Source organism: Azotobacter bryophylli, assembly GCF_042643485.1.
Lineage (GTDB): Bacteria > Pseudomonadota > Gammaproteobacteria > Pseudomonadales > Pseudomonadaceae > Azotobacter > Azotobacter bryophylli.
On record NZ_JBHRSJ010000012.1, the window covers coordinates 141,197 to 160,877 of the forward strand.

The following is a 19,681-nucleotide window of genomic DNA, read 5'->3' on the forward strand; positions in this document are numbered from 1 at the left end:
TTCGCATATCGAAACCGGCTTGTCGTGGAACTGCTTGACGTTGTCGCCGGCGCCCCGCCGCTATCCCGCGTGCGCCGTCAGGAGCCGCCGGGAGGCGACTTCCGCCGCTGCCCTGCACGAGGCGGGGAGCACCGTCCCATCGGCACCGACCCCATCGCTCCCCAGCCTGAACACGGCGACGGCCTGAACCAGCTGCCGCGCCTGATCCCGCAGGCTTTCGGCCGCCACGGCGCTCTGCTCGACCAGCACGGCGTTCTGCTGGGTGGCCTGGTCCATCAGTTGAACGGCCTCGCCGACCTGGCCGACCGCCTGGCTCTGCTCCTTGCTGGCGGCGCTGATCTCCGCCACGAGGTCGCCGACCTGGCGGCTGGCCGCGACGATCTCCCGCATGGTGCTCCCGGCCTCGTCGGCCAGGGCGCAGCCCTGCTTGATGCTCGCCACGCAGACCTCGATCAGCGTTTTTATGTCCCGCGCCGCCTCGGCGCAGCGCTGGGCGAGACTGCGCACTTCCCCGGCGACCACGGAGAAGCCGCGCCCCTGCTCGCCGGCGCGCGCCGCCTCGACCGAGGCATTCAGCGCCAGGATATTGGTCTGGAAGGCGATGCCATCGATCAGACCGATGATGTTGACGATCTGCCGGGCGCTCTCGCTTATCCGCTCCATGGTCGCCACCATCTGGCCGACCACGGCACGGCCTCGCTCCGCCACCGCGGAGGCCTTGCCCGCCACCAGGTCGGATTGCTGCGCATGCTCGGCATTCTGGCGCACGGTGGCGCCCAGCTGGGTCATGGTGGCGGCGGTCTCCTCCAGGGCGCTGGCCTGCTCCACGGTGCGCTGGGAGAGATCTTCGCTGCCACGGGCGATCTGCTCGCAGGCGATGGCCACGCTGTCGGCGTTGTCGCGCACCCGCGCCACCACCTCGCTGAGCCTTTCGCTCATGGTCTGGAGCGCGCCCAGCAGCTGGCTGGCCTCATCCGAGCCGGAGCGTTCGACGCGCATCCCCAGATCGCCGGCGGCGACCCCCTGCGCCACCCGTACCGCCTGCAGCATGGAGGCGTTGGTCAGCCGGGTGATGAGGATCATGATCCACCACGAGAGAGCCGCCAGCAGACCGATCGAAAGGCCGATCATCAGCAACTGCCGACGCGTGCCGGCTTCCTGCTCGTGCAACTCCCGCTCGAGCACCTGGAAGGACTGGTGAATCAGCGCGAATTGGGCATCGATCGCCGCGGTCATCGCCGCGAAATACTCGGCAGAGGGGTAATCCAGGCGCGCCGCGCTCAGGATGGTCGTGTCCACCAGCCGCATTCCCTCCTCGGCAGCGCCGGTCGCCGCCGCGGCAGAGGTGGCGATCTGCTGCTGCAACGCCGGCGAGAGCGCGATGGCCCGGTCTAGAGACTGGCGCTCGGCCCGCAGATGCAGATGCACCCGCTTGCGCAGCGCATCGATCCGCCCGCGCTGCTCGCCGCTCATCTCGCCCCGGGAAAGCGCCAGCGCGCCCTGGCCGCGCAACTGGCCGAGGGCTTCGGTCAGCTTCGGCAGCTCGCTCAGCACGGCCGCCTGCAGGAAGTAGCTGGCCGGCTCGGTGTACAGGCTGAGCCCGGAGAGATGGGTGATGTCCTCCAGAAGCCCCATCTGGGCTTCTATCAATTCCGTATGCAGGAAAAAGCCCTGCTGGCCGTCGATGGTCCCGCGGTCGATCCCGCCGGCCAGCGTCGTCCACTCCCCATACAGCGCATCGAAGCGGCTTTGCAGGGCCGGCTGTCCGAACGCGGCCAGCGCGCGGCGCCCCCGTGCCTGGGCCTGCTCGACCGCCGCCTGCTTGTCGCGCCACGCGCCCTCCGTGGCCGGGTCGCCGCTGGAGCGGCTGGCGGTCAGGCCGCGATGCTGCTGGATGAGCTGGATGAGCATGAGCAGCTCGCCGGCGGGAACGATGCCGGCCGCAGCGGAGCGGCTGTGCTGGAGGTCTACCATGACACGCTTGACGATCAGAAAGGTCGGGATCGCCAGCATGACGCTGGCCAGTAAGCCGATGAGCAGGAATTTGTGGGACAGTTTCAGATGGCTGACGAGCCGCTGGATACGCATGAAGGAAGACCGCACAAGGGATATCGGGCGACTCTATTGCGGGTCATGAGACGGAAAATTGATTTTGATTAACTTCAGCGAAACGATATGCCAGTGCCGCTCGCACGGCCAAGACGGCCTCAAAAGGACGAGCCGGGCTCGGCGAGAAAGGCCGTCTCCTGGGCAGTAGACTCGCGTCCGAGAATGGCGTTGCGGTGCGGGAAGCGGCCGAAGCGGGCGATGACCCGGCGGTGGCGTTCGGCGTAGTCGAGAAAACCGGCGAACAGCTCTCGCTCGCCCGCCGGTGCCTGCCGGTACAACCGGTCGAAGCGCTCGACCGCCAGTTCCTGACTGGCCAGGTCCTCGGCATGTTCCAGGGGCAGGTAGGCGAACACCTGCCGGATCGGCCTGAGATCCCGCTCCCAGCCCCGGACCAGGCCCTCGCGGGCGAGCGCGAGGGCGCGGGGGTCGCCGGCGAAGGCCAGCGGCGTGCCGCGGTGGATCATCCGCGGCAGCTGGTCGAGCAGCAGGGTCAGCGCCAACCAGCCTTCGGGATGCTCGCCCCACGGGTCCAGGCCGCCGGCGAGGGCCTGCTCGACCTCTCCGCCGAAACGCTCGGCGGCCTCGCGGTCCTGGCTCTCCCGGTAGCCGAACCACAGGCGGTGCCGCTGCTGCGCGACTTCGGCGGCGGTCCGTCCCGGGCCGAACCACCAGTCGAACAGCGGCCGCCAGGGCATTGGTGGTCAGGCCTGCTGGTGGTAGCCGGTGACGCGCTCGACCTCCTCCTTGGAGCCGAGGAACACCGCCACGCGCTGGTGCAGGGACTCGGGCTGGATGTCCAGGATGCGCTGCAGGCCGTTGGTGGAGGCGCCGCCGGCCTGCTCGATGATCATCGACATCGGATTGGCCTCGTACATCAGGCGCAGCTTGCCGGGCTTGCCGGGCTCGCGGGCGTCGCGCGGGTACATGAAGATGCCGCCGCGGGTGAGGATGCGGTGCACGTCGGCCACCATCGAGGCGATCCAGCGCATGTTGTAGTTCTTGCCCAGCGGGCCTTCCTTGCCGGCCAGCAGTTCGTCCACGTAGCGCTTGACCGGGGCTTCCCAGTGGCGCTGGTTGGACATGTTGATGGCGAACTCGGCGGTGCTCTCCGGCACGCGGATGTTGTCGTGAGTCAGCACGAAGCTGCCCAGCTCGCGGTCGAGGGTGAAGCCCTTGACGCCGTTGCCGAGGGTCAGCATCAGCATGGTCTGCGGGCCGTAGATGGCGTAGCCGGCGGCCACCTGCTGGGTACCCGGCTGGAGGAAGGCTTCCTCGCCCAGGTCGCAGCTGCTGTCGCAGCCGTTCGGGCAGCGCAGCACGGAGAAGATGGTGCCGACCGAGACGTTGACGTCGATGTTGGAGGAGCCGTCCAGCGGGTCGAACACCAGCAGGTAGGCGCCCTTCGGATACTGGCCGGGAATCTGGTAGGCCTGCTCCATCTCCTCGGAGGCCATGGCCGCCAGGTGTCCGCCCCACTCGTTGGCTTCCAGCAGGATGTCGTTGGACATCACGTCGAGCTTCTTCTGCACCTCGCCCTGCACGTTCTCGGTGCCCATGCTGCCGAGCACGCCGCCGAGCGCGCCCTTGGAAACCGCATGGCTGATTTCCTTGCAGGCACGCGCCACCACCTCGATGAGGAAGCGCAGGTCGGCCGGGGTGTTGTGACTGCGGGTCTGCTCGATCAGGTAGCGACTCAGGGTTACGCGGGACATGTGCAGAAGGCTCCGGAAGGATGGAAAAAACCCGCGCAGTTTAGCGCGACTGCGCCGGCAATGCTCCTTAAGACGGGCGTGCCCCGGCGGAGTTCAGCGCTTCGCTGGCGATCCGTCGGCCGCCCCGGATCACGGCAGCGCCCCCCAGATCTCCCGGGCGTACTCGCGGATGGTGCGGTCGGCGGAGAACCAGCCCATCCGCGCGCTGTTCAGCACTGCCGAACGCCACCACTGCTCCGGCTCGCGCCAGCGCGCCTCGACCTCGAACTGGGCCTGCCAGTAGGCCTCGAAATCGGCGCAGACCATGAAGTGGTCGTGGTGGATCAGGCCGTCCACGAGACCGCCGTAACGCCCGGGGTCGTCCGGCGAGAAGATTCCGCTGCGGATCGCCGTGAGCACCTCGGACAGCCGCGACGAGGCGGCGATGGCGCCCGCCCCGCCGTAGTCGCCGTTGCGCTTGCGCGCCTCCACCTGCGACGCGGTGAGGCCGAAGATGAACATGTGCTCCCGGCCGATCCGCTCGCTCATCTCCACGTTGGCGCCGTCCAGGGTGCCGATGGTCAGGGCGCCGTTCAGGGCGAACTTCATGTTGCTGGTGCCGGACGCCTCCAGCCCGGCGGTGGAGATCTGCTCGGAAATGTCCGCCGCCGGGATGATCGCCTCCGCCAGGCTGACGTTGTAGTTGGGCAGGAACACCACCTTGAGCAGGCCGCGCACTGTCGGGTCGGCGTTCACCGTGCGGGCGATGTCGTTGGCCAGCTTGATGATCAGCTTGGCCTGCTGGTAGTTGGAGGCCGCCTTGCCGCCGAGGATCTTCACCCGCGGCACCCAGTCCACCTCCGGCTCGTCGCGGATCGCCTGGTACAGCGCCACGCAGTGCAGCAGGTTGAGCAGCTGCCGCTTGTACTCGTGGATGCGCTTGACCTGCACGTCGAACAGCGCGTCGGGGGCGATGGCCACGCCCAGGCTCTCCTGCACCTGGGCGGCGAGGGCCTGCTTGTTGCGCTGGCGCACCTCGGCGAAGCGCTTCTGGAACAGCAGCTGGTCGGCGAACGGCTCCAGATCGCGCAGGCGGTTCTCCGGATCGTCCAGCAGGCCCTCGCCGAGGGTCTCGACCAGGAGCCCGGTGAGCCCGCGGTTGCACTGGTAGAGCCAGCGGCGGAAGGTGATGCCGTTGGTCTTGTTGCTGATCCGCTCCGGGTAGAGCCGGTGCATCTGGGCGAAGACGGTCTTGCGCATCAGCTCGGTGTGCAGCGCCGACACGCCGTTGACGCTGTGCGAACCGAGGAAGGCCAGGTTGCCCATGCGCACCCGCCGGCCGTTGTCCTCCTCGATCAGCGAGACCGCCCGCAGCAGATCGAAATCGTGCATGCCCTGGGCACGCAGGTGGTCGATGTGCTGCGCGTTGATCAGGTAGATGATCTGCATGTGCCGCGGCAGCAGGCGCTCCATCAAGGCCACCGGCCAGGTCTCCAGGGCCTCGGGCAGGAGCGTGTGGTTGGTGTAGGCGAGGGTCGCCACGGTCAGCGCCCAGGACTTGTCCCAGGGCACCCCGTAGATGTCGACCAGCAGCCGCATCAGCTCGGCCACGGCGATCGCCGGATGGGTGTCGTTGAGCTGGATCGCCACGTGCCCGGGCAGGTCGAGCAGCGTGCCGTACTGCTGCAGATGGCGGCGCAGCAGGTCCTGCAGCGAGGCGGAGACGAAGAAGTACTCCTGGCGCAGGCGCAGCTCCTGGCCCGCCGGGGTGTCGGCGGCCGGATAGAGCACCCGGGAAATGCTCTCCGCGCGCACCTCCTCGGCCACCGCCCCCAGATAGTCTCCGGCATTGAAACGGTCCAGGTGCAGGTCGGTCTCGGCCCGCCCGCGCCACAGGCGCAGGGCGTTCACGCTGGCCCGGCGCCAACCGACGACCGGCGTATCGTAGGCGATCGAGCGCATGGTCTCGGCCGGATGCCAGACGTGGCATTGCGCCCCCTGCTCGCCGGTCGCGCAGCTCACGCTGCCGCCGAAGCTGATCTGGTAGCTGACCTCCGGCCGCTCGAACTCCCAGGGATTGCCGAACTCCAGCCAGGTCTCGGTCTGCTCCTGCTGCCAGCCGTCGACGACGGTCTGGCGGAACAGGCCGTAGTCGTAGCGGATGCCGTAGCCGATGGCGACCAGACCGAGACTCGACATGCTCTCCATGAAACAGGCGGCCAGCCGGCCAAGGCCGCCGTTGCCGAGGGCGGCATCGGGCTCGAGGGTACGGATGCGCTCCAGGTCCACGTCCAGCTCGGCCAGGGCGGCGCGGGCGAGATCGAGCATGCCGAGATTGCTCAGGCTGGCGAACAGGAGGCGGCCGATGAGGTATTCCAGCGACAGGTAGTAGATGCGCTTGGATTCGTGGCGGCGGGCCCGCTCGGGATGGTCCAGCCAGGTCTTCACCAGATGGTCGCGGGTGGCCATGGCGACCGCCTCGAACCAGTCGTGTTCGACGGCGTGATCGGGCTCGGTGCCGACCGAATACTTCAGCTTGCTGATGATCAGATCGCGGAACGCGGCGACTTCTTCGGGAACGAGCGCTTCCTCGGACATGACGACAACCTCGTGAATGGGCGACGGCCACCCAACAAGCATGCACAGCCCGGACGAAGCTGCCAGCACGGAAGCGGCCGGACGGCGCTGCCGGCCGGGCGATTTGCCGCTATCATCGCGCCCCTTTCCCGCAACGACTGCCGCCCGATGAAGAAGCCCCTGCTGATCGCCGCTGCCGATCCCGAACGCCTGGAAACCTGGGTCAAGTACAAGCCGAGTCTGTGCCGCGACTGCCGCGGCACCTGCTGCAGCTTGCCGGCGGAGGTACGCATCGGCGACCTGATCCGCATGGGCCTGGCCGACGAATTCGAGCGGGAGGAGCCGGCCAAGCAGATCGCCCGGCGCCTGCTGAAGGAGGGCGTCGTCGAACACTTCAACCACAAGCACGAAGTCTTCACCCTCGCCCGCCGGACCAACGGCGACTGCATCTACCTGGACCAGCGCACGCGCCTGTGCACGATCTACCAGCAGCGTCCGGACACCTGCCGCAACCACCCGCAGATCGGCCCGCGCCCGGGCTACTGCGCCTGGCAGCCGAAGCCGCCTGCCGCCCGGTAGTAGTCCGCTGCTACCCGCCCGGCCCGGCGCCGTCCCTACAATGGCGCCCCCTTAGTTGCCAGCGGAGAGCCGCCATGAGCTTCACCAGCGAGTTCCAGCCCGGCGTCTGCCTCGAACCGGACGCCGCGACCCAGGACTACGTGTTCAACCACTGCATGCTGCGGGTGAAGGACCCGCAGCGCGCGCTGGACTTCTACACCCGCGTGCTGGGCATGCGCCTGCTGCGCCGCCTGGATTTCGAGGAAGGCCGCTTCTCCCTCTATTTCCTCGCCATGACCAAGGGCGAGCAGGTGCCCGAGGACGTCGGCGAGCGGCAACGCTACGCCTTCGGTCGCCAGTCGGTGCTGGAGCTCACCCACAACTGGGGCAGCGAGAACGACGACAGCCGCTACCACAACGGCAACTCCGACCCGCGCGGCTTCGGCCACCTCTGCTTCAGCGTGCCGGATCTGCTCGCCGCCTGCGCGCGCTTCGAGGCCCTCGGCGTACCCTTCGTCAAGCGGCTGGACAAGGGCATGAAGAACGTGGCCTTCGTCAGCGATCCGGACGGCTACTGGATCGAGATCGTCCAGGCCGACCTGCTCGGCGAACTGGGCCGCGGCTGAGCGGCGCCCAGCGCCGGCTCACGCTAACGCCGGCCAGGCGAAATCAGAGAGTCCAGGCCAGCCCCAGGTTGACGCCCTGGACCGAATCCTCGTTGCCCAGGTAGTAATAGCTGGCGCTCAGCGACAGCCCCCCGCCGAACGCCTGGCTGAGGCCGAGGGACAGGCGGGTCTGGCCGCCCGGCGGCGCATAGCCCGGCAGCACGAAGCGGTTGTCCGGCCGGCTGATCAGGGCCATGCGCACCTCCTGCGCCTCGTCCTTGCGCTCGCGCTCGCGGGCGACCTCGCCGAACACCCGCGTGCTCCGGCCGAGGTCGAGATCGAAGTAGAGTCCGGCGGACAGCAGCAGCGACTCCCGGATCTGCCGGTCGTAGGCCAGGGCCGTGGCGCTGCTGTCGCGCTCGCGCCAGGCCTCGACCTCCACCCGCTGGTAGTCGGCGCCGAGGAAGGGGCCGGCGCGCAGCGGCTCGCTGCCGAACAGGTTCATCCCCAGACGCCCGCCGCCGCCCCAGAGCCAGCCCTCGCTGTCGCCCTGCTCGGTGCGCCGGGCGCTGCCCAGGGCGAAGCTGCGTTCGAGGTCGTGGTAGTCCAGGTAGCCGAGGGAGGCGCGCAGGTCGAGGAACAGCAAGGGGAGCTGATAACGGGTGAAGGCGGTGAGCAGCGCGGCCTGCATCTCGTAGTCCGAGCCCTGCTCGTCCAGCTCCAGGCGGTCGTCGGCCAGCCCCAGGCTCACGCCGGCGAGCCAGTCGCGGGTCAGCCGGCGGCTGGTGGTGATCGCCAGGTTCTGGCCGCGCCCGTCGCCGGCGGCGGAACCGTCGTGCCCGTCGTACTCCGGCCAGCGGTAGCCGCCCTGCACCGAGATCCGCCAGTTCCCCGGCGCCTGCCAGCGGCCGAGCCCGGCCTGCAGCTCGCGGTCCAGCAGGCGCAGGTGGGCGCGCAGCGCGGCGCGGCCCATCTCCGGCAGCAGGGAGATCTCGCCGGGCGCCGCAAGCAGGGCGTAGGTGTAATCGGCGCTGATCTGCTGCAGGGCCGAGGTGGGATGCAGGCCGTCGTTGAACAGCAGGCGCTGCGGATCGGGCGTGGCGCCGCTCAGGCCCCAGGTAGGGTCCTCGCGGCATTCGTCGTCCGCGCCGTCGAAGCACACGTCGCTCAGAGCCACCCCGGGATCGAAGCCGAAGGCGGCCGGATTGGCGCGCACCTCGGCGAACATGCCGTTCAGGTTCAGACGGATGAGGTTGCCGCCGAGGGCCGCCAGCTGGCTGTCCAGGGCCGCGTTGAACAGGGCCGAGGCCTGGCTCCAGTCGGCGCGCCGTCCCTGGGCGAGAGCGAAGGGCGTGGCGCCGACGTCCGGCAGATCGGCGACGATGATGTAGCGCGCTCCGGCCCGTTGCAGCGCCGCCACCCCGGCGACCAGCTCGGCCGCCGTGCGCCCCGCGCTGGCGGTATCGACCACCTGGCCCTGGACGATGTCGTTGCCGCCGCCGTTGACGTAGAACAGCGCATTCGGGTCCACCCGCGGCCGGTCCACCAGGTAGCCGTCGCGACTGCGCGAGAGGATGCCACCGGCATCCACCCGGGAGCCGTTTTCGTCCGTGATCGAGGCGCGCACCTCGTCGGTCAGGTAACCGCCGACCGCATAGTTGGTGCCGTCCGGATTACCGGTCAGGACCTGCGGCAGCAGCGGCGTCGAGGGCAAGGCCTGGAGCCCGAGCCGGCGCGCCAGACGCTGGCTCGCCACCTCGGCGAAGTACTCGCTGTTGTCGGCCCGGTAGTGGGGACCGGTACGGTTGGTGAAGCGGTAGCCGCCGGTCGGCAGAACGCCCAGGAGCGGCCCGCCGGGATCGGGAAACTGGCCGCTGTCGTTCAGCGAGTCGCCGAACACCACCAGTTGCGAATAGGCGCTGGCCGTCGCCAGCCCGGGAACGGCCAGCAGCAAAACCGCCGCCAGCGGTCGGACGAAGCCTGCCATGGAGGGCTCCTGCGGGTTGCCGGTGGGGACTGCCTGGAAACCAGCATAGAGCACGCTCAGCCGGGCGCTCGCCTGGGCGGATGGCAGGCGCCTGTCATGGGCGCCAGAGGGAGAATGCGGAGGAACATCGGCAGGACACGAAGCCCAAGCCGGATCGGCCGCTCGGCAGAACGGTGAAGCGTTCGCCGGCGGCCGGGAAGCGGCCCGCGGCTAGGCCGCCCCGGACACGCGCCGCTCCGCCATCTGCGCCGTCAGGCTGCGGGCGGGCATCGGCCGGCCGAACAGATAACCCTGGGCATGATTGCAGCCGAGCTGGCGCAGTGCTTCTGCCGTTTCCCGGTCCTCGACCCCCTCGGCCAGGGTCCTGAGCCCCAGGGAGCGGGCGATCTGGATGATCGCGGCGACGATGGCGCTGCCATCCGCAGTCCGCTTGAGGTCGCGGACGAAGGACTGGTCGATCTTCAGCAGGTCGACATGCAGACGGCTCAAGTAGGCCAGGCAGGAATAGCCGGTGCCGAAGTCGTCGATGGCCAGGCTGACCCCCAGTTCCTTGAGCCCTTCGACGGTCGCCTGCACCTGCGCGTTGTCCTGGATCAGGCCGGACTCGGTCAGCTCCAGCTCCAGGGCTTCGGGCGGCAGGCCGGCGGCGGCCAGGGCCTCGGCCACGGTGGATACCAGCGCCGGATCCTGGAGCTGCAGCGCGGAGATGTTCACCGCGACCACCGGGATGACGACGCCCCGAGCCCGCCATTCGGCCGCCTGGCGACAGGCCTCGCGCAGGATCCAGGCGCCGATGGAGACGATCAGCCCGCTCTCCTCGGCCACCGGAATGAAGCGGGCCGGGGACACCGTGCCCCATTGCGGATGGTTCCAGCGCAACAGCGCCTCGGCGCCGATCACCTCGTCGCTGTCGAGGCTCAGCTGCACCTGATAGTGCAGCTCCAGTTCGCCCCGGGACAGGGCATTGCGCAGCCCGTTGCTCAGCTGCAGGCGCTCGCTGGTCGCCACGTTCATCGCCGGGTCGTAGTAGCGGCAGGCCTTGCGCCCGGCATCCTTGGCCTTGTACATGGCCGCTTCGGCATTGCGCAGCAGGGTTTCCACGTCTTCGCCGTCGGTAGGGGCGATGGCCACGCCGATGGAGGCGGAGGAAAGGATCGGCTGCCCGCCGATGGCCAGCGGCATCGCCAACTGGTCGAAGATCCGCTCGATCACCCCGGCGGCGAACTCGCCATCCCCCAGGCTCGGCAGCAGGATGACGAACTCGTCGCCACCGGCCCGGCAGACCGTCGCACTGCTGGGCACCACCTTCTGCAACAGCTGGGATACCGCGCCCAGCAATTGATCGCCATGGGAATGCCCCAGGGCGTCGTTGACCAGCTTGAACTGATCCAGATCGAGCAGCAGCAAGGCCACGCGGTTGCTCTCGCGCCGCGCATTGACCAGGGCCTGGGCGGCACGATCGCGCAGCAAGGCCAGATTGGGCAGTCCGGTCAGACCGTCGTAGAAGGCCAGTTTCTCGGCACGCTGCTCGGCGGCGAGCCGCTCGGCCATCTCCACCTCGAGCCGCTCGTAGGGCGCACGCACGCAACTGACGACCACCATCTGGTAGACGAAGCCGTAGGCGAGCAGGTTGAAGAAGTGCCCGATCAGGTTGTAAAGGCCGTTGACCTGGGTATAGCGAGCGAAGCAGACATCGGCCAGCGCCGATAACAGGCAGACGGCCATCAGGCCTTGCGCGTCGTAGGGCCGGTCCTCCCGGCGGGCGCGCCAGAAGCCCAGGGCAGCCAGCAACAGCAGACCGGTGAACACCCACTCGACTCCCATCTTGAACGGGGTGAGCTCTCCATTATCGAGGAAGGTGCGCGGCCAGCGCTCCGGAAACGCCAGCCCCAGGTAAGCGATCACCGCGACGAAGGTCAGGGTCGCGCCGAGAATCAGAGCCCGCTGCGTCCTGCCGCAGACCTGGCGGCCGGGATAATAGGCCAGGCCCAGCAACCCGCCGGTCAGCAGCAGCCGTGTCACCAGCCAGAAATTGATCGCTTTCTCCGGCGATGCCGGGGTCAGGATGTCGGGCATCCCCTTGTAGGAAAGCGCATGCAGTACGCCCAGCAGGCCGACCGCCAGAAACATGCAGCCCAGCACGGTCAGGCAGAGCGGCTGTTCGCGCTGGTAACCGTGCCAGGTGACGGCGAAGACCAGGGCGGCAATGGCGGTGACCAGCATCTCGGAGACCAGATGCAGGGAGCTGGGGAACCAGACCTGCGCGTGGACGCTCTGCGGCGCCAGCCAGACCACCAGCAGCAGCAAGGAACACCCCGCAAGCAGCCAGCGACCGATGGACGGCCTCAGCGATGGCGACGTGTGGGCGATCGGAGTAGAAGACATGCAAATCCTTAGAGTTTCTTGGCGCAGGCTGCGTTGTCCGCAACCTGTCGATTGAATCCATACAGTGCAATGACATAGAGCCATTACAACTTTGCTGTCCTCAGGACGGCCTGACACAGGTCAAGGCGCGGGCGCGGTGGCCATCTCTTCGCCATGCCGACTCGCTCTCTCCCAGGCCTGGCAGCCCCGGCTGGCTTGACGGACCATCGTCAGGCGCGGCAAAACGCACATGGGGCGATTTGTCGCGCCAAGAGACTATCGGCAAATTACCGCTCGACTTGAGTTCGGCCTCCGATAGATAAGTGATGTCTTTTAATGCCCCGAGTCAAATCGTCTTAAAATCGCCCAAGATAATCGGACCAAACAAATAGATAGACTTATTAATCAATAAAAATTCACCGACCGCCTCAGCTATCCTGGCGAGCAATATAAAGACCATAAAGTTATCGCCAATAAACCCAGCAACCATTCAAAAGAGCAATCAAGGCCTGATTAAAGAAACAATAAGAGGCAGCGTCCAAGAAAACTACGAACAAAGTTCATGAGCGATATTGGCTGACACAAGAGCGGCTACAGAACGCGGTGGAAGCCCAATCTCAAAACCTTTCAGCTCGGTCACGCTGCCCGATTCGATAGAGTCATCTGTTAGGAAAGCGACTGGGCAGGGATAGGAATCAAGGGAAATGCCAAGCCCCACGTATCGACGAGAAGATTGATTCGATCCTTTCAAAGGAGGCCTGACATTCCCTTGTTGGTAGAAGCGATTTTATTCGCAACACTTCTGTTTCACTGTTCGGCGCATATAAAACTATCGCCGCAGCGTTTTGAAAAATTCAGCCGAAGTCCTCGAAAGGAATGATAGTTAAATAGCACTCCGGCGAAAAAGTGAAGCCAACCGCAATCTTGCCCAGCCCCCATCGGGCAGACGCTGGAGCGAATACCAATTTACGAACCGCTTGGAGCGATCTCGGCCAGAACGATCAGGCCAATAAAGGATGGCTTCTGTAGAGTCCCGATTCCAAGAGAGGTGCGACTCAACTGATGCACCAAGAGCAGGACTTATGCTCAGTTACGCCCGGCACCAGCGCGCCAAAATCAAAAGCCCCGCCTGACGAGAATCAGGCGGGGCTTTTCTGGTTCAGCTCACTTGGTGCAGGTCAGACCTTGCTGCGCTCATACCGCTTGCGGTCGTTCTCGTTCAGCACCTTCTTGCGCAGGCGGATCGACTTCGGCGTCACTTCCACCAACTCGTCGTCGGCGATGAATTCCAGCGCCTGCTCCAGGGTGAAGCGGATCGGCGGAACCAGGGCAATGACCTCGTCCTTGCCGGAAGCGCGCATGTTGTCGAGCTTCTTGCCCTTGGTCGGGTTGATCACCAGGTCGTTGTCGCGGCTATTGATGCCGGCCAGCTGGCCTTCGTAGATCTCGTCGCCTGGGCCGAGGAACAGCTTGCCGCGGGCCTGCAGGGTTTCCAGCGAATAGGTCAGCGCGGTGCCGGTGGCCATGGACACCAGTACGCCGTTCTGACGGTTGGTGACTTCACCGGCCTTGATCGGGCCATAGTGGCTGAAGGTCGAGGTCAGGATGCCAGTACCCGAGGTCAGGGTCAGGAAGTTGTTACGGAAGCCGATCAGGCCGCGCGCCGGAATGGTGTACTCCAGGCGGACACGCCCCTTGCCGTCGGGGATCATGTTGGTCAGATCGCCCTTGCGCAGGCCCATCTGCTCCATCACCGGTCCCTGGTGCTGCTCCTCGATGTCGATGGTGACGTTCTCGTACGGCTCCTGCTTCTCGCCGGCCTCGTTCTCGATGATCACCACTTCCGGACGGCCCACGGCCAGCTCGAAGCCTTCACGACGCATGGTCTCGATCAACACCGACAGGTGCAGCTCGCCACGGCCGGAAACCTTGAACTTCTCCGGGCTCTCGCCCGGCTCGACGCGCAGCGCCACGTTGTGCAGCAGTTCCTTTTCCAGACGGTCCTTGATGTTGCGGCTGGTGACGAACTTGCCTTCCTTGCCGGCGAACGGCGAGTCGTTGACCTGGAAGGTCATGCTCACGGTCGGCTGGTCGACGGTCAGCGGCGGCAGGGCCTCGACGTTCTGCTGGTCGCACAGGGTATCGGAGATGTACAGCTCCTCCATGCCGCTGACACAGACGATGTCGCCGGCAGTGGCCTCCTCGACCTCGACGCGCTGCAGGCCGTGGTGGCCCATGATCTTGAGGACGCGGCCATTGCGCTTCTTGCCGTCGGCACCGATGGCGGTCACCGGAGTGTTGGACTTGATGGTGCCGCGGGCGATGCGGCCGATGCCGATCACGCCGAGGAAGCTGTTGTAGTCCAGCTGGGAGATCTGCATCTGGAACGGACCTTCGGTGTCCACCACCGGGGCCGGCACATGGTCGATGATCGCCTGGAACAGGGCGTCCATGTTGTCGTCCATGGCTTCGTGGTCCATGCCGGCGATGCCGTTCAGGGCGCTGGCGTAGACGATCGGGAAGTCCAGCTGCTCGTCGGTGGCGCCGAGGTTGTCGAACAGGTCGAAGATCTGGTCGATGACCCAGTCGGGACGCGCGCCCGGACGGTCGATCTTGTTGACCACCACGATCGGACGCAGACCGGCCTTGAACGCCTTCTGGGTCACGAAGCGGGTCTGCGGCATGGGGCCGTCCTGGGCGTCGACCACCAGCAGCACGGAGTCGACCATGCTCATCACGCGCTCCACCTCGCCGCCGAAGTCGGCGTGGCCGGGGGTGTCGACGATGTTGATGTTGTAGCCGTTCCACTTGATGGCGGTGTTCTTGGCCAGGATGGTGATGCCGCGCTCTTTTTCCTGGTCGTTGGAGTCCATCACGCGCTCGTTCTCCGCCTCTTTGCGGTCGAGGGTGCCGGAGAGCTTCAGGAGCTTGTCCACCAGGGTGGTCTTGCCATGGTCGACGTGGGCGATGATGGCGATATTGCGTAGTTTTTCGATCACGGTTCTATCTCTGAAAAATATGAAGGCTTCGAGCCAGGGGCTGGAAGCCGGAAATCGGCCTGTGCTCGTCAGAAGCACCGGCGGTGGCATCTCAAGGGCGGAGCCGATCGGGAGGGCGGTGGCGGATGCTCCCCCCCAGCAGTCCCGGCTGCTTAGGCCGGACGATAAACGCGCACATTGGCATGCCCCTCGCTCAAGAGATGATGAGCATGCAGACGGCTCATGACACCTTTATCGCAGTACAGCAGGTACTGGCGATTGGCATCGAGCTCCTTGAACCGGTTGTTGATCGCGTAGAAAGGCAGCGTCTGCACCTCGATGCCCGACAACTCCAGCGGCGCCTCTTCGGCCGCATCGGGATGGCGGATATCGAGGACGATCTGTCCCGGCAGCGCCTCGCGGACTTCCTCGACCTGCAGATCCTCGCCCAGCTCGTCGATCACCTGATCGATGGTCACCTTGCGGGCACGTTCCAGCGCGCGCTCGAGGATCGCCATGTCGAACTGCGCCTCCTCGTACTCGATGCGCGCGCGCTTGGCACGGGTGGTCGGGTTCACCGAGATCACCCCGCAGTACTCCGGCATGTTCTTGGCGAACGCGGCGGTGCCGATGCGTTCGGCGGTGTCGATGATGTCCTGCTTGTGACTGGCGATCAGCGGACGCAGCACCAGGGTATCGGTCACCGAGTCGATCACCGACAGGTTCGGCAGGGTCTGGCTGGAAACCTGGGAGATCGCCTCGCCGGTCACCAGGGCGTCGATGTGCAGTTCCCCGGCCAGGCGGCTGGCGGCGCGCAGCATCATGCGCTTGAGAACCACGCCCATCTGGCTGTTGTCGACCTTGCTGAGGATCTCGCCGACCACTTCCTCGAAAGGCACGCTGATGAACAGCACCCGGTGCGAGCGGCCGAATTTCTCCCATAGATAATGGGCGACTTCCATCACCCCCAGCTCGTGGGCACGTCCGCCGAGATTGAAGAAGCAGAAGTGGGTCAGCAGGCCGCGGCGCATCATCTGGTAGGCCGCCACGGTGGAGTCGAAACCGCCGGACATCAGCACCAGGGTCTGCTCGATGGAGCCCAGCGGATAGCCGCCGATGCCGTCGTGCTGGGCATGGATGATCAGCAGGCGGTCGTAGCGCACCTCGAAGCGAACTTCGATCTCGGGATGCTTGAGATCGATGCCCGCCGCCCCGCATTCGCGGCGCAGCCGGCTGCCGACGTAGGTCGCCGCTTCCACCGAGCTGAACGAATGCTTGCCCGAGCGCTTGCAGCGCACGGCGAACACCTTGCCGGCCAGCAGCGCACCGAAATGCAGCTTGCACTTCTCGACGATGTCGTCGAAATCGCCCAGCGGATAGTCGTGGACCTCGAGGCAGTGGGCGATCCCGGGAGTGCAGCGCAGCCGCTCGAGCATTTCCGCCAGCAGTTTCGGATCCTCCTGGCGGGTCTGGAACTCCAGATTGTCCCATTCGCCCTGCACGTCCAGCTCGGGATCGAGGTCCCGCAGCACCGTACGGATGTTCTTCGCCAGTTGCCGAATGAACTGCTTGCGCACCGGGCGGCTCTTGATGGTGATCTCGGCGAAGGGTTTGACGATGACTTTCATGGGCGGGAAGGCAGGGCAGCCGAAAAGAAGGGCGCGAATTATAGCGGAAACTGCTCAAGGTTTGACCAAAATATCCACAGCCCCGAAGCGCACCAAAAATGAACACAGAAACACAGCAAAGATCTATTTTGGTGCAAGCACATGAGCCAAAATAGCTCTCGTCTGCCGGGCAAGCCGGCTAGGACGGGCCCCTTCCCATCTCAGTGCATTGGCATGCTGTTTGCTCTCTTGTGCAGCAGTTTGCCATGGCGGATCATGCGCCGCCCAGCCTTACCCCTTATTGTCGAGAGCCCTCTGTCGGCCCTCTCCCTCTGGAGGACAACATGTCGAAGTCGCTTCAACTGATCAAAGAACACGACGTAAAGTGGATTGACCTGCGTTTCACCGACCCGAAAGGCCGTCAGCACCATATCACCATGCCGGCTCGCGATGCCGATGACGATTTCTTCGAAGTCGGCAAGATGTTCGACGGCTCCTCCATCGACGGCTGGAAAGGCATCGAAGCCTCCGACATGATCCTGCTGCCGGACGACAGCACCGCCGTACTGGACCCGTTCACCGAAGAGCCGACCCTGATCCTGGTCTGCGACGTGATCGAACCCTCCACCATGCAGGGCTACGAGCGCGACCCGCGCGCCATCGCCAAGCGCGCCGAGGAATACCTGAAGTCCACCGGCATCGGCGACACCGTGTTCGTCGGCCCGGAGCCCGAGTTCTTCATCTTCGATCAGGTCAAGTTCAAGTCGGACATGTCCGGCTCCATGTTCAAGATCTTCTCCGAACAGGCTGCCTGGAACAGCGACGCCGACTTCGAAGGCGGCAACAAGGGCCACCGCATCGCGGTCAAGGGCGGCTACCTGCCGACCCCGCCGTCCGATTACGACCACGAAATCCGCACCGCCATGTGCAACGCCCTGGAAGAAATGGGCCAGGTCGTCGAAGTGCACCACCACGAAGTGGCTACCGCCGGCCAGAACGAGATCGGCGTGAAGTTCAACACCCTGGTCGCCAAGGCTGACGAAGTCCAGACCCTGAAGTACGTGGTGAAGAACGTCGCCGACGCCTACGGCAAGACCGTGACCTTCATGCCGAAGCCGCTGTACGGCGACAACGGCTCGGGCATGCACGTGCACATGTCCATCGCCAAAGACGGCAAGAACACCTTCGCCGGCGAAGGCTATGCCGGCCTGTCCGATACCGCCCTGTACTTCATCGGCGGCATCATCAAGCACGGCAAGGCGCTGAACGCCCTGACCAACCCGTCGACCAACTCCTACAAGCGTCTGGTTCCGGGCTTCGAAGCTCCGGTAATGCTGGCCTACTCCGCCCGCAACCGTTCCGCTTCCATCCGCATCCCGTACGTGGCCAGCCCGAAAGGCCGCCGCATCGAGGCGCGCTTCCCGGACCCGTCGGCCAACCCGTACCTGGCCTTCGCCGCTCTGCTGATGGCCGGTCTGGACGGCATCCAGAACAAGATTCACCCCGGCGATGCCGCCGACAAGAACCTGTACGACCTGCCGCCGGAAGAGGCCAAGCAGATCCCGCAAGTCTGCGGCAGCCTGAAGGAAGCTCTGGAGTCCCTGAATGCCGACCGCGAGTTCCTGGTCAAAGGTGGCGTGTTCACCGATGAATTCCTGGATTCCTTCATCGAACTGAAGGCCGCCGAGGAAATCAAGGTGCGCACCTTCGTGCACCCGCTGGAATACGACCTGTACTACAGCGTCTAAGCCAGCCGGCGATACAGAGAGGCCTCCTTCGGGAGGCCTCTCTTTTTTCCGGCGGAGAAAACCCGAAGGGATATCGCTCGCCCCATGGCGAAACGGCTTCCATGCACGAGCGCACAGCCCGGCGGCCTCGCCCTTGCCAGGCAGGACAGCCGGTGCAACGCTATGAACACCCCCACCGCAGGAGCCCAAGCATGCGCCTCGTGATTCTCAGCCTGCTGCTGTCCCTGGCTCTGCCGGCCAGCGCGGAGATCTACAAGTACCTCGACGCCAAAGGCAACCCGGTCTTCAGCAACCAGCCGCCGGAAGGCGTGCCGGTGCAGAAGGTCGAAGTGTCGCCGACCAATACCGTTGCGCCGCAACCGCCCACCCAGACGCAACCGCTCAAGCAGGAAGAGCCGGAGCGGGAGCGCTATTCGCGCCTGGAGCTGACTGGAATTTCCGGGGACGAAGCCGTGCGCGCCAATAATGGCACCTTCAGCGTCGGGGTCCTGATCGAGCCGCGCCTGCACCCCGGACATAGCCTGCGCCTGCTGCTGGACGGCCAGCCCTACGGCGATGCCAGCAAGGCACCGCTGCTGCAAGTGAACAACGTGGACCGCGGTGAGCACAGCCTGGCGGTCGAGGTGATGGAAAAGGGACAGTCCATCCAGCGGAGCGCCCCGATCACCTTCACCGTGCAGCGCGCCCATCTGCGCAGCCCGCACCGCTAGCCCCATGCGCCACCTGCTGCTCAGCCTTTGCCTGCTCGCCCTTCCGGCCGCCGCGGAGATCTACAGCTACGTCGACGGGCAGGGCAACCGGGTCTTCACCGACCGGCCGCCACAGAACCAGCCCCAGGCGAAGAGTCTCGAACTGCATCCCACCAACGGCATGCAGGCCCCGCCGCCACCGGTCCCCAAGCAGGTCCAGCCGCCCAAGGAGACGACGGCCGGCTATCGCTGGCTGCGAATCGCCAGCCCGGAACCGGACTTCACCCTGCGCAACGGGGAAGGCAACCTGACGGTAACGGCCGAGAGCGAGCCCGCCCTGCAGCCCGGGCACCGTTACCGCCTGCTGCTCGACGGCCAGCCAGCCGACCAGGCCGGCTCCGCCCCGTTGTTCTCGCTGACCAACCTGGATCGGGGCACCCATCGGCTGGCCGTGGAGATCCTCGACGCCAACGGCCACCCCCTGGAGCGCTCGCCCGAGCAGGAGGTGCATGTCAAACGACCGTCACTGGCGCAGAAGCGGCTGGTCCGCCCCTGCCAACAGAACGATTACGGCGTCCGCCCGGAATGTCCGCTTAGCGACAAGCCGGCGGAGAAAAGCGACATTCCCTACGTCCCCTTCATCTGATACCGCGCACCATATTGGCGCATACGCCAATTCCCATTCCCATTATCGGTTCCATAATGGGACACACACCGCCATATCATCGGGCTACCCTGTTAGAGCGGAGCAGAAAAATGCGCCGCTTT

At 65.8% G+C, this 19,681-nt stretch carries 13 protein-coding genes; 5 read left to right on the forward strand and 8 right to left on the reverse strand.

Features of this window, described 5'->3' with window-relative positions; translation table 11 throughout:
* Window positions 1-60: 60 nt before the first annotated feature.
* The 4 genes from ACFOJE_RS06890 to ACFOJE_RS06905 all read right to left on the reverse strand — a co-directional run bounded on the left by ACFOJE_RS06890 (window position 61) and on the right by ACFOJE_RS06905 (window position 6,398).
* Complete coding sequence (locus ACFOJE_RS06890; RefSeq protein WP_377813553.1) at window positions 61-2,088, reverse strand: methyl-accepting chemotaxis protein; 2,028 nt, start codon at window positions 2,086-2,088, stop codon at window positions 61-63.
* A 119-nt stretch (window positions 2,089-2,207) separates the two neighbouring features.
* Window positions 2,208-2,804 (reverse strand): DUF924 family protein, encoded by a 597-nt coding sequence (locus tag ACFOJE_RS06895; RefSeq protein WP_377813554.1) that lies wholly within the window; start codon window positions 2,802-2,804, stop codon window positions 2,208-2,210.
* Window positions 2,805-2,810: 6 nt separating this feature from the next.
* On the reverse strand, window positions 2,811-3,821 hold the full coding sequence (locus ACFOJE_RS06900; protein WP_377813555.1) for a class 1 fructose-bisphosphatase: 1,011 nt from the start codon (window positions 3,819-3,821) through the stop codon (window positions 2,811-2,813).
* A gap of 129 nt (window positions 3,822-3,950) precedes the next feature.
* The gene (locus tag ACFOJE_RS06905) at window positions 3,951-6,398 is read right to left on the reverse strand and encodes a glycogen/starch/alpha-glucan phosphorylase (protein WP_377813556.1); all 2,448 of its coding nucleotides are present in this window, start codon (window positions 6,396-6,398) and stop codon (window positions 3,951-3,953) included.
* Between the two features lie 147 nt (window positions 6,399-6,545).
* Here ACFOJE_RS06905 and ACFOJE_RS06910 point away from each other — a divergent pair, with 147 nt between their 5' ends.
* Window positions 6,546-6,956: a YkgJ family cysteine cluster protein gene (locus ACFOJE_RS06910; protein ID WP_377813557.1), complete on the forward strand. Its 411-nt coding sequence runs from the start codon at window positions 6,546-6,548 to the stop codon at window positions 6,954-6,956.
* Between the two features lie 74 nt (window positions 6,957-7,030).
* The gene (gene gloA, locus ACFOJE_RS06915) at window positions 7,031-7,561 is read left to right on the forward strand and encodes a lactoylglutathione lyase (protein WP_377813558.1); all 531 of its coding nucleotides are present in this window, start codon (window positions 7,031-7,033) and stop codon (window positions 7,559-7,561) included.
* 43 nt (window positions 7,562-7,604) lie between these two features.
* Here the strand turns inward: gloA and ACFOJE_RS06920 are convergent, their stop codons facing one another.
* The 4 genes from ACFOJE_RS06920 to thiI form a co-directional block, all read right to left on the reverse strand.
* Window positions 7,605-9,527: an autotransporter domain-containing protein gene (locus ACFOJE_RS06920; protein WP_377813559.1), complete on the reverse strand. Its 1,923-nt coding sequence runs from the start codon at window positions 9,525-9,527 to the stop codon at window positions 7,605-7,607.
* A 210-nt stretch (window positions 9,528-9,737) separates the two neighbouring features.
* Entirely contained in the window at window positions 9,738-11,912 is a 2,175-nt protein-coding gene (locus tag ACFOJE_RS06925; protein ID WP_377813560.1) for a bifunctional diguanylate cyclase/phosphodiesterase, read from the reverse strand.
* A 1,157-nt stretch (window positions 11,913-13,069) separates the two neighbouring features.
* On the reverse strand, window positions 13,070-14,890 hold the full coding sequence (gene typA / locus ACFOJE_RS06930; protein WP_377813561.1) for a translational GTPase TypA: 1,821 nt from the start codon (window positions 14,888-14,890) through the stop codon (window positions 13,070-13,072).
* 152 nt (window positions 14,891-15,042) lie between these two features.
* Window positions 15,043-16,497 (reverse strand): tRNA uracil 4-sulfurtransferase ThiI, encoded by a 1,455-nt coding sequence (gene thiI / locus ACFOJE_RS06935; RefSeq protein WP_377813562.1) that lies wholly within the window; start codon window positions 16,495-16,497, stop codon window positions 15,043-15,045.
* A 323-nt stretch (window positions 16,498-16,820) separates the two neighbouring features.
* Here thiI and glnA point away from each other — a divergent pair, with 323 nt between their 5' ends.
* The 3 genes from glnA to ACFOJE_RS06950 all read left to right on the forward strand — a co-directional run bounded on the left by glnA (window position 16,821) and on the right by ACFOJE_RS06950 (window position 19,559).
* A complete protein-coding gene (glnA, locus tag ACFOJE_RS06940; protein WP_377813563.1) occupies window positions 16,821-18,224 on the forward strand; it encodes a type I glutamate--ammonia ligase in 1,404 nt (467 codons plus the stop codon).
* 191 nt (window positions 18,225-18,415) lie between these two features.
* A complete protein-coding gene (locus ACFOJE_RS06945) occupies window positions 18,416-18,934 on the forward strand; it encodes a DUF4124 domain-containing protein (RefSeq protein WP_377813564.1) in 519 nt (172 codons plus the stop codon).
* A gap of 4 nt (window positions 18,935-18,938) precedes the next feature.
* Complete coding sequence (locus ACFOJE_RS06950) at window positions 18,939-19,559, forward strand: DUF4124 domain-containing protein (RefSeq protein ID WP_377813566.1); 621 nt, start codon at window positions 18,939-18,941, stop codon at window positions 19,557-19,559.
* Window positions 19,560-19,681: the final 122 nt, after the last annotated feature.